This is a genomic window from Paenibacillus sp. EB106-05-06-XG162 (assembly GCF_058791655.1).
The window spans coordinates 533,927-549,513 of record NZ_JBYTDT010000002.1; the positions used below are offsets into that span (position 1 = coordinate 533,927).

The 15,587-nt window shown below is 47.0% G+C and carries 14 protein-coding genes; 12 read left to right on the top strand and 2 right to left on the bottom strand.

From position 1 onward, the window contains the following. The first annotated feature begins 51 nt into the window (after positions 1–51). From AC3WU2_RS08225 to AC3WU2_RS08245, 5 genes are all read left to right on the top strand, one after another. Positions 52–888, top strand: a complete 837-nt coding sequence (locus AC3WU2_RS08225) for an ABC transporter permease (RefSeq protein WP_492453036.1) — start codon at positions 52–54, stop codon at positions 886–888. A 139-nt stretch (positions 889–1,027) separates the two neighbouring features. Next, entirely contained in the window at positions 1,028–1,813 is a 786-nt protein-coding gene (locus tag AC3WU2_RS08230) for an energy-coupling factor transporter transmembrane component T family protein (RefSeq protein WP_492453038.1), read from the top strand. Between the two features lie 43 nt (positions 1,814–1,856). Next, complete coding sequence (locus AC3WU2_RS08235) at positions 1,857–2,444, top strand: ECF transporter S component (protein ID WP_492453040.1); 588 nt, start codon at positions 1,857–1,859, stop codon at positions 2,442–2,444. Next, positions 2,441–3,925, top strand: coding sequence for an ABC transporter ATP-binding protein (locus AC3WU2_RS08240; protein WP_492453042.1), 1,485 nt, complete (start codon positions 2,441–2,443; stop codon positions 3,923–3,925). The genes AC3WU2_RS08235 and AC3WU2_RS08240 overlap by 4 nt, the downstream gene beginning before the upstream one ends. A 62-nt stretch (positions 3,926–3,987) precedes the next feature. Next, positions 3,988–6,714 (top strand): putative bifunctional diguanylate cyclase/phosphodiesterase, encoded by a 2,727-nt coding sequence (locus AC3WU2_RS08245; protein WP_492453044.1) that lies wholly within the window; start codon positions 3,988–3,990, stop codon positions 6,712–6,714. 9 nt (positions 6,715–6,723) lie between these two features. Here the strand turns inward: AC3WU2_RS08245 and AC3WU2_RS08250 are convergent, their stop codons facing one another. Continuing rightward, entirely contained in the window at positions 6,724–7,197 is a 474-nt protein-coding gene (locus AC3WU2_RS08250) for a MarR family winged helix-turn-helix transcriptional regulator (RefSeq protein WP_018754859.1), read from the bottom strand. A gap of 165 nt (positions 7,198–7,362) precedes the next feature. Between AC3WU2_RS08250 and AC3WU2_RS08255 the strand changes: the two genes are divergently transcribed. Beyond that, a complete protein-coding gene (locus AC3WU2_RS08255) occupies positions 7,363–7,782 on the top strand; it encodes a DNA/RNA helicase (RefSeq protein WP_492453046.1) in 420 nt (139 codons plus the stop codon). 70 nt (positions 7,783–7,852) lie between these two features. On the opposite strand, the gene AC3WU2_RS08260 is transcribed toward AC3WU2_RS08255, so the two are convergent. Continuing rightward, a complete protein-coding gene (locus AC3WU2_RS08260) occupies positions 7,853–9,115 on the bottom strand; it encodes a BaiN/RdsA family NAD(P)/FAD-dependent oxidoreductase (RefSeq protein ID WP_492453048.1) in 1,263 nt (420 codons plus the stop codon). Between the two features lie 155 nt (positions 9,116–9,270). Here AC3WU2_RS08260 and AC3WU2_RS08265 point away from each other — a divergent pair, with 155 nt between their 5' ends. The 6 genes from AC3WU2_RS08265 (at position 9,271) to AC3WU2_RS08290 (ending at position 15,564) form a co-directional block, all read left to right on the top strand. Further along, positions 9,271–10,950: a two-component system sensor histidine kinase NtrB gene (locus AC3WU2_RS08265; protein WP_492453050.1), complete on the top strand. Its 1,680-nt coding sequence runs from the start codon at positions 9,271–9,273 to the stop codon at positions 10,948–10,950. A gap of 26 nt (positions 10,951–10,976) precedes the next feature. Next, entirely contained in the window at positions 10,977–11,678 is a 702-nt protein-coding gene (locus tag AC3WU2_RS08270) for a hypothetical protein (protein ID WP_492453052.1), read from the top strand. Between the two features lie 299 nt (positions 11,679–11,977). Beyond that, positions 11,978–12,412 carry a BrxA/BrxB family bacilliredoxin gene (locus tag AC3WU2_RS08275; protein WP_379344774.1) on the top strand — a complete coding sequence of 145 codons (435 nt, stop codon included), beginning with the start codon at positions 11,978–11,980 and terminating at the stop codon, positions 12,410–12,412. 94 nt (positions 12,413–12,506) lie between these two features. Continuing rightward, positions 12,507–13,316, top strand: coding sequence for an NAD(+) synthase (nadE, locus tag AC3WU2_RS08280; RefSeq protein WP_492453054.1), 810 nt, complete (start codon positions 12,507–12,509; stop codon positions 13,314–13,316). Positions 13,317–13,484: 168 nt separating this feature from the next. Next, positions 13,485–14,009 carry a helix-turn-helix transcriptional regulator gene (locus AC3WU2_RS08285; RefSeq protein WP_492453057.1) on the top strand — a complete coding sequence of 175 codons (525 nt, stop codon included), beginning with the start codon at positions 13,485–13,487 and terminating at the stop codon, positions 14,007–14,009. A gap of 28 nt (positions 14,010–14,037) precedes the next feature. Further along, positions 14,038–15,564 (top strand): MDR family MFS transporter, encoded by a 1,527-nt coding sequence (locus tag AC3WU2_RS08290; RefSeq protein ID WP_492453059.1) that lies wholly within the window; start codon positions 14,038–14,040, stop codon positions 15,562–15,564. The last annotated feature ends 23 nt before the right edge of the window (positions 15,565–15,587 follow it).

The following is a 15,587-nucleotide window of genomic DNA, read 5'->3' on the forward strand; positions in this document are numbered from 1 at the left end:
TTGATAATGGATAGAGACGGGGGATATGATGATTTGTTTTGAGGAAGAACTATGAGATTTATTGGGAGCGTGATCGTGCGGGCTTTCATGGAACAAATCCGTACGCGATTCTATCTCGTTACAACGTTCTTCATGAGTCTATTCGTCATTGGTATATGCTATGCGGCCGACGGACAATCCCTTGCCGAACTTCCTATTTCCAAAGGGGAAGTGTATCTGCCCATTTATATTTTACTTGCCGTATTATTCGTCATTATCGTGGAATGTGGGGTATCGGCTGGGAAATCAATCTATCGTGATCGCGAGCTATTTAAGATAAAAGTTCATAAACGGTATAAGGACTTTGCCTTGATATTTACGGGGAAAATTATCGGGATTGGTACCGCAGGTGTGATCCAACTCCTGGTTATCATCATTTTATCTCTGGTGTTATTGGATTATTGGCAGCTTGAGGCCGTTATGCTGAATTCGCAAATTTGGCTAGATCTACGTCATTTGACGCCATCCTTATTCGCATATATGCTGTTATTTTTCGTCCTCGGTTATGGGCAGTATGTAGGATTATATGTCACGATCGGTTCGGTGCAGAAAAAAAGCTATATGCTGTTGTTGATGTTCATCGTAACCATACTATTTATCGCAATGATCATGTTGTGTTTCTTCATTCCTGGTGTAGATCATGAGTTGCTGCTCAAAGTAGGGTCGATGTTCCCTTATTCGGCGCCGTTCTTTATGATTATTCGTCTAAGTACAGAAGATCTGACTTGGTTTCAGTTCATGATGCCGGTGTTCATCATGATTGGAGCGATATGGATTAGTAATTGGCTCACGATTCGTTACTATGAAGTCGTGATTCGCAAAATGAAGAAGCCGATCTCCCTGGTGTAGGGGGATTGGCTTTTTTCTTACCACATCAGAAAGTATAAGTTTTCGCAAATGTAGCGAAAACTTCTTTTTGATTGGCGATAAAAACAACCGCTGAACGCGGTCGCTCATCTTCGAGAATACATCGATAGAAGTTTTTCTCATGGGGATAGACATTTATCCAGGTTTCCTCCATACTGATACACAGAAAATGAACGACGGAGTTGTACTGATGCATCCACTCGCTAAATTAATAGCTGTTCTCTGTACTACGATTCTCGTACTCACGTACTCCACTGCTATGATTCAAGGGGTCATCTTCCTTGTAGTTGTGGCCATAGGGTTATCGCTTGGGAAGCATGTAAGACGTGTTTTTGGTAAAATGGCACGTTATATGCTCGTATTCGCCATTCCGTTCTTTTTCATCCAATGGATTTGGCTTCCTGGCAGCACGCCTTGGTTCACATGGGGGCCTCTGCAGGTTACCTATGAAGCACTCAATTATGCCGCTGCGATTACGTTCCGACTGATGACGTTGTTTCTTACTTCGGCGATGTTCATGGCAACGACCGAGCCCCGGGATGTCGTGCTGATGTTGACACAGCAGCTTCGTGTGCCGTACCGCTTTGCCTATGCAGTATCGCTTGCCCTACGGTTTCTGCCTATCTTGTCCGAGGAGGCAGAGACCATTCGCACAACCCATCAGATCCGTGGGATGAAGCCGCCTAGGGGCGTACGGGAGCATGTTCAGGCATGGAAGCGATTTTCGATCGCGATTTTCACGAATTCGGTTCGCCGCATGCAGATGACAGCAAGTGCGATGGATACCAAAGGGTTCGGTGCTTACCCGGATCGGACATATTGGCGAGAGAACCCCGTTTCCATTTTTTCGTGTGTTGCCATGGGGGTATACGTAGCAGCAACGGCGTTCTGTTTATATCGTTTTTAATTTTATTTATCATATTAAATTATAAGCAAAGGAAGATGAAAGCATGTCTACTCCGACAACCAAACTTCAACGTTTTACAACGATTGAGATTGTATTGATGGCGATATTGGCTATGGCGAATGCGGTATTAACCGTATTCCTATCTTCGGTGAATCAATTCTTAACGACACTTGGAGGACCGATTGCAACCTCTACCATCGTTGGCATCTATATGATTTATGGTGTACTTGTGATGTATATCATTCGTAAGCCAGGAACAGCATTTATTACGTTCATGTTAGGTGCGACGGTTCAGACCCTGCTCGGAAATTCTTATGGCATGGCTGCATCTGTAGTGGCTGCGCTATGTTATGCACTGGCGGTTGAGCTGATCTGCATGCTCTTCCGATATAGTCGATGGAACGTAGGTGTTATGATGACCATTGGCTTCTGTGCTGTACCGCTATGGTTTATTTTCGCCGCGAATATGTTCGGCTATCTGAAATGGGGCCTGCCACAACTGACGATTGCACTCATCGTACGCTGCATCAGCGGGATCATCCTGTGTGGATGGCTTAGCAAAATGATCGGGGATGCGATGGCACGTACGGGGTTACTCCGAACCTTCAATATTGGTAGAGATGTCAAATGACACGAGAGCAAGTTCTGATCGAATGTGATCACATGACATATACGTATGAGGGGGAGGAGCGCCCTGCTGTTCGGGATGTGTCGCTGACGATTAGACAAGGAGAATTCGTAACGATCTACGGGCCGAATGGGAGCGGGAAATCGACCTTATGTCAGATGATGAATGGTTTGATTCCTGGACAAATGGGCGGACAGATGCAAGGCAAAATGACCGTACAGGAATACGAATTGCAAGGCCATGCAGAAGAAGTCCATCAGTTATCGCCGCAGATTGGTTTTGTCTTTCAAGACCCGGATGCGCAGTTAGTCGTGGGCAGTGTAGAAGATGAGCTTGCCTTTGCTCCAGAAAATTTGCGCATAGAGCGAGCGGAGATCATCCGGCGATTGGAAGAAACACTTCGTCAGGTTGCAATGGAGGATTATCGAGATCGCCATGTGCATCAACTCTCTGGCGGACAGAAGCAGCGGATTGCTATCGCCGCTGTACTAACCATGAAGACACCAATTCTGATCTTAGACGATGTCACCTCGAGTCTCGATGCAGCAGGTAAGCAATCCATCTTCAAGCTACTGCATGCCCTGCATGAACAAGGGGTCACTTGCATTGCGACTGTATCGCGATTCGATGCGATTCCACGCGGGACAACGCGATTAATCACGATGAAATCGGGTGAGATTCAATCGGACGAGTCCATTACGAATGTGAAGCAATTACCTGTATTCCTATCATCTCTCGAATCCGTGAGGACAGCGGAATCCAAGCGACATATTGCCGTTGAACCGATCATTGAGGTGCGCGAGCTTACGTATCGATACCCGAATGGTCATGTTGGTCTGAAGCCTTGTTCATTCGATTTATTCCCTGGGGAGATTGCGGCGCTCACAGGCCCGAATGGGTGTGGAAAGTCAACGCTGACGAAGCTGCTCATGGGTCTGCTCCCGGCAGCTAAAGGGACAATTCGTATGCAGGGTAAGGATATAAGCAAGTCCTCAATCTATGATCGTGCGAAATGGCTTAGTTATGTGCATCAGCAGCCAGAACATCAGTTTATTGCGAATACGGTCATGGAAGAGTGTATGTATAGCTTACGTATGATGCGAGAGCGCCGTCTAGATCAGACATCGAATCAGAGTTTGATGGAGGAGCAAGGTAAGCAGATGCTAGAGCGTATTGGATTGTATGAGAAGCGGGATCGGCACCCGTTCCAGTTGAGCCAAGGGGAAAAGCGGCTCTTGAGTGTTGCTTCGATGTGGTTGACTGATCCGAAGCTGCTCATTCTGGATGAGCCAACAAGCGGCCAGGATCTAGCGAATACGCAGCGGATGTTCGAGCTCTGTACGGATATGGCGGAACAAGAAGTATCCATCCTCGTCGTTACACATGATCAGCGGTGGATCGAATCGTGGGTGACCCGGACGATGCAGCTTGATTCATTAGCGGTCAAAAGCGAAAAATATAGGGATTCATTAACCAATAAGTAGGAAAAACAAATTAAATGTCGAACCTATTAAAGTAAGGTTTTTCCATAATTTTGCTATAGAGGGTGTTCGATCTGTCTCACAAGTTGAATCCGCTTTCTACCTATCGCGCATTGATCGCACTTGTCTGTTGTATTGGATTAGCGATGCTCGGGACGCAATGGGTTATTGATTTTTCGTATGGTGCGCGAATTTTCTTCTGTAGCGCATTTCTATTTATTATCCTATATTTATTCGGACCTTACTGGGCAAGCGCATCAGCGATTGTCGTGAGCATGGTGTCCTATTTTGTGCTGGAAAGCTCGATATATGTGCTCTTAATTTGTGTTGAGGTCATCGTTGTCAGTACCGTATTTACGCAGAAGAAACGATTCCTGTTCATATGGGATGGGCTGTTCTGGCTTTTCCTGGGGGCGCCGTTAGCAGGGTTAATTTATTATTTGCAGATGGGCACATATGCTTCAGAGATGTATCTGCAAGTTTTTATGATTGCAATGAGCGGATTATTGAACGGCTTATTAGGGGATGTCATGATTACCTATCTGCCATGGAGGCGATTATTCCCGAAGCTGAAGAAACGCACAATATATTTGAATCAGCTATTAACGCATCTCTCCATTGCGGCAGTCATCGGACCTTTTCTCCTAAATATGTATATGGATAGCTTTCAAATTCGAAATCGGGTGGAACACGATTCTAGGTTGCTGGTGCAGACGCAGACGCAGCATATGCTGAATGAGATCGAACGTCTCCAGCAAGAAGCGAGAGTAAAACGCACGACACTTCAAAAAACAATTCTTGCAGGCGGCCTCGTACAAGAATTGGTCAATAAATCGGCGAATGGCCCGATCTCGATTGGACTGTTCTACTCGAACGGCCAACTTGCGGGCTCGACGGACGGCAACACATTCCTACAGCACTACAATCGCATGAAGGCCGAGGAAATGACGCAGATTGAATCAGAAGCTTCGCTGGAAGAGCTAGGCGCGGTAAGCACCAAATTGAATACGAAGAGCTACTTCTATCAATGGATTCCGGTCAATACGCATTATAGCTATGAGACATGGCGGTGGAACCATGGTTATTATGTGTTAATTACGGAGCTTCAGGGCTTGAACCCAAGCAAGGTCGTTGCCTATATCCCGATATCGTATTATCAGCAGGGAACGATTCTAGCTTATACCAATAAGTTTATTATGATGTTCACCTTTTGCTTGGTTGCGGCGATTGTCTCGCTGTTCTTCAATTCATATCTGATGTTGTCGCTTAATCAATTGATGAAGATGACGACGGATTTACCTGAGAAATTGAAGCGTCAGCAAGTATTCGCATGGCCTCGAACAGCGATCCACGAGATTGGATCCTTGGTGACGAATTTCCGAATCATGTCGGATCGCGTAGTCGAGATGTTCCATGAAATGCAGCATATGAACAGTCAGTTAATCGAACAGACCGAGATGCTCGCGAAGTCGGAGGAACGTCTGGAGCAGCTGGCGTACTACGATTCTTTGACAGGGTTGCCGAACCGCTATCAATTCACGGTCTATCTCGAGCAGGCGATCAACGAAGCTTCATTTCATGGGCAGGACCTCGCTGTGATGTTTATTGATTTGGATCGATTTAAACATGTGAATGATACGCTCGGTCATGATGTTGGGGATATGCTGATCGCCGATGTATCCAGACGATTGGCCAGCATCTTCCATGATCGGATGCAGCGATCCAGCTGTGCAAGGCTAGGTGGGGATGAGTTCGTCGTCGTATTGAAAGACGTGAAGCGTAGTGAAATTGACCATTATGCCGAAGTGATTATCGAGAACATATCAAAGGCCTTCTTGATTCAGTCTCATGAATTATTTGTCGCGGCAAGCATTGGGATCAGTCTATACCCGCAGGACGGCGATACTCTAACATCCATGCTGAAGAATGCCGATACGGCGATGTATGTTGCGAAGGACAAGGGTGGCTCCTGTTATCAGTATTATCATGAGATGACGACGGAGCATATCCCGGAACGAATGATGCTGGAGAATCAATTACGCAAGGCCCAGGAACGCGGCGAATTGCTGCTGCATTATCAGCCATTACTCGACGATCGTGGGGAATTGATTGCCGCAGAAGCGTTGATTCGGTGGAATCATCCGATTCATGGCTACGTTTCGCCATCGCAGTTCATCCCGTTAGCTGAAGAGACCGGACTCATAATACCGATTGGGGAGTGGGTGCTTCGGACCGCATGTCTACAGCATTTAGCGTGGGCTACGGATGGCCTCTCCAAAATTCAGATGAGTGTGAACGTATCCCTGCGGCAATTTTCCAAAGATGATTTTGTTGCATCGGTAGATCGTGTATTGCAAGAGACGGGATTTGATCCGCGGTATCTAATACTAGAGATTACGGAAGGTTATGTACATCACGATATGGAACGTGCTATTGACGTCTTGAGACAGTTGAAAGAGCGTGGTATCCAAATTGCGATTGATGATTTCGGTACCGGATATTCTTCATTAAGCCGGCTGCGGAATCTACCGATCCATATGATCAAATTGGATCAATCGTTCGTTCGCCATTTGCCATCTGATCAGGTGAATGCTTCCATTGTGAAGACGGTAATCCAGCTCGGCCATAGTCTAGAGGTTGCGGTGACGGCAGAAGGAATTGAGACAGAAGAGGAGCTTGCGTTCTTGCGAGACAGCGGCTGCGATAAATTCCAAGGTTATTTGTTCAGTAAACCAATGGAAGCGGATGTGTTTGCGTCCATCTATACTGTCGCATTGACAGGAAGAACCTGACCCAAGAGGTCAGGTTCTTTTCATTGTAGACGGTGTTGTTCGATCCGCTGTAGTACCTAATTTTTTGAGTAGGCGCATCGTTAATGCCTTCTCTTCTTCCGTTAGACCGCTCATAGCTGTCGCAATCGCACGAGTATGTTCGGAATATATCTTGTCCATCACGGCTTTACCTTCATCTGTGAGTTCTGTATTGATGACACGGCGGTCTTTGGAGCAATGCTTGCGCCGTAAGAGTCCAGTCTGTTCGAGTTTATCAATGACATAGGTTACGTTACCGCTCTGGAGGAGCAGCTTGGAACCAATTTGTTGGACGGGTTGAGATCCTTTCAGATACAATACTTCTAATACAGCGAATGCGGTAGGGTTGAAGCCTTGTGTTTTGCTGCTTAAATTGAAATGCTCAGATACGCTTTTGAACGCTTTGGCGAATACGTGGAATAATTGAACGGATGGATCTAATCGTCTTTCCTCAAGTTCCTGCAAACTCTGCACCCCCTTTATACGATCGGTTATGCGATTATCTTACGGGATAAATAGGTTAAATTTAAATAACTTTTATCACATCTAATGATTCTTATGAACATGAATCTTCCTAGAGAAGGGTATAGTATCGGATAGGTATTGAATTTTGATGAGAAGGGGGATTCGATGCAACACACAGCAATTTCGTTTCAATTCCGTGACCCTCACAGCGCGAAGCTAGCTTATGATATGATGCAAGAACTTGGCTACGAGCCGATGCTCGACAATGCTGTAGGGACGGAGTTGCATATTCATGTGGAACATACCGATTTAACATCGGCGCTAGAGATTGCTCAAGCTTATGGCGGCGAGTTACAGGAGCAAGCTGAGATGACGGAAATGGCTGTTCATGATGAAGCCTACGGCTTGGACCATTTCATCCCCGTTCCTGCTCATGTGGTGAACGAGGATTGGGTGGATGGCTATGCAGACGGTCCGGCATTTAGCGAAGCCGATCATTATGAGAATCTAGATCTGCGAGATGAGGATCATTTGGCTTATGTTGATGAGACAACGGATCATTTCTCAGGCGAAGTAAAAATATAGCGAAAATACCCCATAAAGTGTACACATAAGAAGAAGGTGGCGAATCGTAATGATCCGCCACCTCTTTGTTTTATTTACATCGCTGAGCTGCGCTCATCCCAGCCGTATAGCCTGTTGTGAAGGCCGCCGTAATGTTATAGCCCCCCGTATATCCATGAACATCCATGACTTCACCGCAGAAGAAGAGCCCTTCCGCGAGCTTGGACATCATGGTCTTCGGATCGATTTCCTTCAGATGTACGCCCCCGCCGGTGACGAAGGCTTCTTCGATGGAGAGCGTCCCGTTCGCCTGCATCGGGAATTCCTTTATTAGATTCGCAAGCGTAAGCCAAGGCTGCTTCGGAATGTTATCGAAAGTTGTATCTTCCTGAAGGCCAGCAAGCTTCAGGAACAAAGGTATCATCCGTTCAGGAAGCAGCGGTTTAAGGACATTCTTAATCGCTTTCTTCGGGTCTTTTCGTGCTAAATCCAAGGATGCTTGATAGAGCTCATCAACGGACATATTGGGAAATAAATCGACGGTCACGCGTATCAAGCGGGTATCGAATTTTTTCTGTGCTTTGACGACAAACTGGCTTGCGCGAAGTGCTGCGGGACCCGAGATGCCGAAGTGGGTGAACAGCATATCTCCTTCATGTTCAATGATTTTCTTGCCCTTCGGATTCCACACCGAGAGTGTAATATTACGAAGCGACAAGCCTTGAAGCTCCTTGCTGCGAATGAATGGCTCCTGGACAGTAATCGGGACTTCCGTGGGAAATAATTCTGTTATTGTATGACCGGCTTCCATCGCCCAAGGATAACCGTCACCTGTCGAACCGGTCTGAGGAACAGACTTTCCGCCTGTAGCGATGATCACGGTGTGACTGCTTACTGTCTCCCCTGACCGGAGCCGCACGCCGATGGGGACATTGTCGCGATATTGAACCTTGTCGACGGGGCGGTTGGTGCGGATCTCAACCCCGAGCTTTCGCGCCTTGCCAATCAGAGCATCCACAACGGTCTTGGCTTTATCTGAGACCGGGAACATCCGTCCGCGATCTTCTTCTTTGAGGGCAATCCCTAAATTTTCGAAGAATCGAATGATGTCTTTATTGCTGAAATGTGCGAATGCACTGTGCAAAAATCGGCCGTTCCCCGGAATATATTGAATCAGCTCGTCGATCTCCTTCGCATTGGTCACATTACAGCGACCGCCGCCTGAAATCCCTAGCTTCCGTCCGAGCTTGTCCCCTTTATCGATCAATAGCACCGAAGCTCCGTGCTCCGCAGCTGCGATGCTGGCCATGAGTCCCGAAGGTCCCCCGCCGATGACGATGACGTCATATTTCATGATGATGTGCTCCTTTAATTCATTTTCATGACTCTATTGTAACGTGTTTCGTTCTTGTTTAAAATTCTAAACTCTAAAACGCATATATTGTAAAAACCTGTAACTTGTGATTTAATTTTTGTAATTATATATTCCTGAGGCCGGTGATCGTTTCTGTGATTTTTACGCCAATTAAAGAAACCTTCTTACAAGAACTCATTGCATTGTTACCTGCATTTATGCTTCAAATATGGACAATGAGACCCAAATTATCTGGTCTGCTTAGTAATTTCAGAATATTGTTTGCATTCTTCTGCATGATTGCCTTTCTATTATCCATGGCATTCTCGTATTGTACGCCCGATGAGTTTTACTATGACTTCCGAGTGGTACCCCTATTGATTGGCATCCTGTACACTGGATTTCGATCGAGTTTCGTGTTGGCTGCGATTTATATCGGTGCGCATTTTCTGTTCTTTGATCAAGGAGAGTTATGGAATCTTCCGAGTGATGTTGGCCTCTATCTCATTCCTATCGCCATGTATTTTATTCCTCAATTTCGAGTAGGTGATGCATCCAAGCGTGTTCGCATTGTCACGTATATCGTTGTTGTTGGGATGATTTTTTCTTATGTCGACTACATCGTTAGTGTTCGCAGCATGATGGTTCACTTGGATTTTTCTAAAGTTCTATTTGAAGTGCTTTTCAGCGGGATTTGTATGCTTACAGCCTATTTATTGCTATTTTTCATTGAAAGTATTCTAGAGAAGATGTCACTGCAAGAGCAGCTCCACCAAGTATCGGGCCAATACCATCAAGAAGCGCAGAAAATGAAGCAGCTCATCGATGCCACACCGCTTGGTGTTATGTCGGTCGATAAGATGGGGAATGTGACGGCGATTAATGATATGATGCTGCGACTATTTCAAGTGCAAGGCCAAGTGCGAAGCGAAGACCTGATTGGGAAGCCGTTCAATTATTTGCGCAAGCATTATGGCATGGAGTATCCGGATATTCAGTTGGCACGTTCCTTGCAAGGCGAGAAGACCAATGCAGAAGTGCTCCAATATAACGAGAAAATACTCATCTCCACGATCTCGAGTATTCGTAATCCGAAGACAGATGAAGTTGTAGGTGCGGTAGGGATGGCGCATGATGTGACGGAGCTTCAAATGCTGCGCACGGAGATTGGCAATTTGGAGCGGCTTAGTCTAGTTGGGCAAATGGCGGCGAGTATTACCCATGAGATCCGGAATCCGATGGCCGTCGTACGAGGGTTCGTCCAATTGATGCGAGAGAAGAGCGATCAATCTCTGCACGATTATTATCGCATTGTGTTAGAAGAATTGGATCGCGCGAATATGATTATAAATGACTTCCTCTCCTTGGCGCAGAATCGCATTGTGGAGACGGAAGAGAGTCATCTGCACGATATTGTAAACGATTTAAGTCCTCTCCTGTGGGCGGATGCGAATTTGCGCGGACTCGGGATCGATATGCGTTTTGCATCAGATGTTCCACATTTGCATTTGAATGAGAAGGAAATAAAGCAATTGATATTGAATCTAGTGCGTAATGGCATGGAAGCGATGAATGGCAAGGGGACGTTAACGATTGAGACGAAGCGGGTGAAGAATGCGGTTCAGCTCATTGTTCAAGATACAGGGGAAGGCATCCCGCAAGACACGCTGGACAAGATGTTCGAACCGTTCTATACGACGAAATCTAAGGGTACGGGTCTTGGTCTGCCGCTGTGTCTGAGTATCGTAGAGCGGCATAAAGGCAAGATCGCCGTTGATTCTGTACAAGGACAAGGGACGACATTCGTCGTTACCTTCCAAGCAGATGTCGCATAACAAGAGATTGGAGGGAAGCATCGAAGATGAATTATGCGTGGTCCCTAGGTCCCTTTATTCTAACGCAAACGACACTCTTGTATGTGATATCGACGTTCGTAGGGGTTGCTGTCATGCTCTGGAGGCTGTACTTGGATGGTGAGAAGGTTCGGGTATGGCTGGATATTTTCGCAACCTATCTGATGATCGTTGTCCTATGTTATAAATTTGGTTTCTTATTCGATGACCCAGGGATTCTGCTTCGAAGTCCTCGGGTTATCCTGTTCATGAGCGGCGGATCGACTGGGGGATGGGTCATCGGGGTCTTCTGTATGCTGGCATTCACCTATCGCGGGATGAGTCGAGGCTTACTGTCTTTTCGCGTCCTCGCGAATATCTTGCCTTATGGTTTCGCGGTGATGGGGATTTCCGCGTATGCCTTGCAATGGTTCTGGGATCCATCGCTCCTGAGTGCGGTACGCTTTTTGCTGCCGCTCGGTCTCTTGATCGTGCTCCTGCTCCAGCGCGGTACATTGCGAGAAGGAAATCATCTGGCGATATTTCTTGTGGGGCTTGGGATCGGCGGCATGGCACTGTCCATCGTGGAGCCACATCTGGGCGGATCTCTAGGGAAGATCACCACCTGGATTGGCTTAACAAAAGCCCAGTGCAGCTGGGTCGGCATAGCCCTGATTGGGATGTGGCTCCTTCACTTGAAGCGGCGGATGAAGCCGGATAATCCCTCCTGATGCGGAACATAATAGGAGGGAGCTCAAGGAAAGGAGGCCGATTTCGTGGCAAAAGATAAGGAAAAAACTAAAAATCGGAATGCAGGTCCGTACAAACCTTCCCAAGATGGAATGGATAAGAAAACGGACGTGGACAGCCCAAATCGTCCGGCTACCTAATCACATGAAGAGGGAGCGCCAATTGGCGTATCTCAGCCTTGTGAAGCAAGGGTTTTCCCTTGCTTTCATTCTTTATGAATGTATAATAAAGGGTAGCAATAATAAGTTTGTTGCTAAGAATTCGTAAGGAGTGAAAGCAAATGTCAATGTCTTTTGATCGATATATGAAAGATATGGTTCAACCGATGCGAGACGATCTTACTCGCGTTGGAATTGAAGAATTAACAACACCGGAGGCGGTTGAAGAAAAATTACCGACTGCGAAAGGTACAACGCTTCTCGTGATTAACTCCGTATGCGGCTGCGCAGCAGGCCAATGTAGACCAGGTGTTGCAAAAGCGTTGCAGCATGAGGTAACACCGAATAACTTATTCACGGTATTCGCAGGGCAAGATAAAGAAGCGACTGCCAAAGCACGTGAGTACTTATTGCCTTATCCTCCTTCATCCCCTTCGATCGCGCTATTGAAGGATGGCGAATTGGTTCATTTCGTTGAACGTCATAGCATTGAGAACCGTGGTGCAGATGACATTGCGGCTGAATTGACGGCAGCATTTGATCGTTTCTGCAAATAAGATGCTTCCCCGTCGTTACTCGTGAACGGCGGGGATTTTAATATGGTTAATGAAGTACATAAGAACACTTAACTTAGAATAAGGCGGTGTCGACATGAGTTTGCAGCAGGAGATCATTGAACGGCTTGGAGTCAAGCCTTCCATTCGAGTAGAGGAAGAAGTTCGGAAGCGGGTAGATTTTCTGAAGGAGTACGTAACGAAGTCAGGCGTAACAGGGCTTCTGATTGCGATTAGCGGCGGGATCGACAGTGCCGTGGTTGCAGGACTATGTAAACAAGCAACAGACGAGCTCAGCCAGGAGACAGGGCGCGAATATATGACCCTCGGGGTATTCCAGCCTTATGGCACACAGGAAGACATCGACCACAGCTATGAAGTGGCGAAGGCATTCAACCTGAAGCATACGGTGGAGACGAATATTGAAGATGCCGTCAATGAGATCGCGCTTGAGACGGAGCATGCGTTCAAAGCGTTAAGTATCCATCGTCATATTAGCATTCCTGGCAAAGGCAATGTTAAAGCGCGGACACGGATGGTCGTGCAATATGCGCTTGCTTTTGACCTGAACTTGCTCGTGGTTGGAACAGATCATGCTTCGGAGGCGATTACCGGCTTCTATACGAAGTGGGGTGATGGCGCCGTTGATATTACGCCGCTGAGCACGCTCAACAAACGCCAAGTTCGCGAGCTTGCAGCACATATCGGAGTGCCGAAGAGCGTACTGGATAAAGCACCAACCGCAGGATTATGGGAAGGCCAGACAGACGAGGGCGAGCTTGGGATCACGTATGATGAGAACAGCGATTACCTCGAAGGGAAGGACATTCCACAAGCGGCACGCGAAAAGCTGGAGAAGCAGTATTTGAAGACCGAGCATAAGCGCTCTGCGATTCCGGGGATTTAAATTGAATATGAGATTGGCGTAGGAACCATCGACCTCAGGTCGGTGGTTTTTTTGTTGTGAATGGATTGGTAAGCGAGAATTATATATTGACTTGATATATATCGAAGTGATATATTATCTCCAGCAGGAAGGAAATAAATTACAGATCATGTATGCGGAGGGACAGAAATGAACAGTCAGGATGTTATTCTCGGGATGCTGCTCAAGGGCCCAATGTCGGGATACGATATGAAGCAAGTATTTCAGAGTGTATTTTCTTATTTCTATGATGCAAGTTATGGAACTATCTATCCTACCCTCAGTCGGATGGAGAAGGATGGACTGATTACGAAGGAGAGTGTAGTACAGGAGGGGAAGCCTAACAAGAATGTCTATGCGGTTACGGCGCAGGGACGTACTGCGTTCATGCAGTATCTGCATAGCGAGATTGAGCCCGAGAGCTTCCGTTCCGATTTATTGATGCGCATGTTTTTTGGTGAATTTGTCGACAAGGAAGTGGTGATTGGATGGTTTGAGAGCGAAATTGACAAGAAGGAACAACAGTATCAGCAGCTTAGCAGCGGGTATCAGGAGTTTGCAAAGTTGTGCAGCCCTACGAAGCGATTATGTGCGGAATATGGGATGGAGTCACTCGCCCATGCGATTCAGTTCCTGAAGAAGGGGCTTCGAGAAATTCGTGCATTAGAAGCGTAGAAAAAGAATTAGAGGAGTGGGAGAACCGATGGATTTTTCCAAACAAAAAAGAGGACTCATTATTCTGGCGATGGCATTAGGACTATTAATGTCTTCCCTCGACAACACGATTGTCTCGGCGAGCATTGCCAAAATTCTTGACGATTTCGGAGGCTTCAGCCAGTTATCTTGGGTATTCACGGCGTACATGTTAGCGACGACGAGCACGATGCTGGTCCTTGGGAAAATGTCGGATTTATTCGGGCGCAAGCTATTTTATCTCATTGGGATCGGCTTGTTCATCTTGGGTTCCGCATTATGCGGCGTTGCACAGAGCATGGATCAGTTGATTTGGTTCCGCGCGCTTCAAGGGATTGGCGCAGGGGCGATTTTTCCGATTAGCTTTACGATCATATTCACGATCTTCAAAGATCCGAAGGATGGCGCGAAGTTAAGCGGCGTAATGGCAGGGATTTTCGGTCTGTCCTCCGTCGCAGGACCGCAGCTTGGCACCTTCATTACCGAGCATTGGGGATGGCGATGGTGCTTCTACGTTAATCTGCCGATCGGGATTGCATCGTTCCTCGTCTTATTGTTCGCGCTGAAGGAGACGCGTTCGGAACGGAAGCCGAAAGTCGATTATTTAGGCACGTTTCTCCTCGTCATGACTTGTCTCTCGGTAATGCTCGCGATGGAATGGGGCGGTAAGGATTATGCATGGAGCTCGTGGCAAATTCTTGGTCTTTTCGCTGTAGGGCTAATCGGTTTAATCGCATTCATTCAGGTAGAGAAGCGAGCAGAGGAGCCTGTCCTTCCGCTTGAAATTTTCCGGAATCGAGTGGTGCTCGGCACGAGTATTATCAGCTTCTGCCAAGGCGTGATGATGTTCGGCGCGATTACGTATTTACCGATTTTCTCGGTCGCGGTGCTCAATCATGCGAATACGAATAGCGTCTTAACCCCGATGATGGCTTCGATGATATGCGGGACGATCGTGAGCGGGATGCTCATGATGAAGTTCAAATATCGTACGTTGATGACGATTTCGATGCTATTCGGCGTAGCGACGTCAATTCTGCTAATTACAGCATCGCGTCAGATCGGTAACTTCGAGATGATCCTGATCATGATTCTACTTGGGTTCGGCGCGATTGGCCCGATGATGAGTATTGGGCAGAATGCGATGGCGAACAGCGTCGATCCGCGTTATATGGGCGTTAGCTCATCCATCGTTGGCTTCTGGCGCAACATCGGCGGCGTGATGGGCGCATCGGTGATGGCGGTGATCGTTAATCATCAGCTCAAGGGATTTATCGAGCAGGGAGCAGCCCAAAATCATATTCCAGCGGGACAAATTAATACGCTAGCGAATCCGGAAGTGTTAATGCATGCGACAGATAAAATTCCAGCGACCATCTTAAGCTTCTTGCGCGATTCCATGGGATCTGCGATTAATCAAGGCTTCATTCTAAGTCTGTGTGTTGCTGTGATTGGTGTCCTTGTCGCGCTAAGCATTGGCAACAGCAAGTTCCAAGCGCCGAATCGGAAGGGCGAGACGGGAATGAGCGCTGAGTAATTTTGTATGATAGAGAAAGAAAA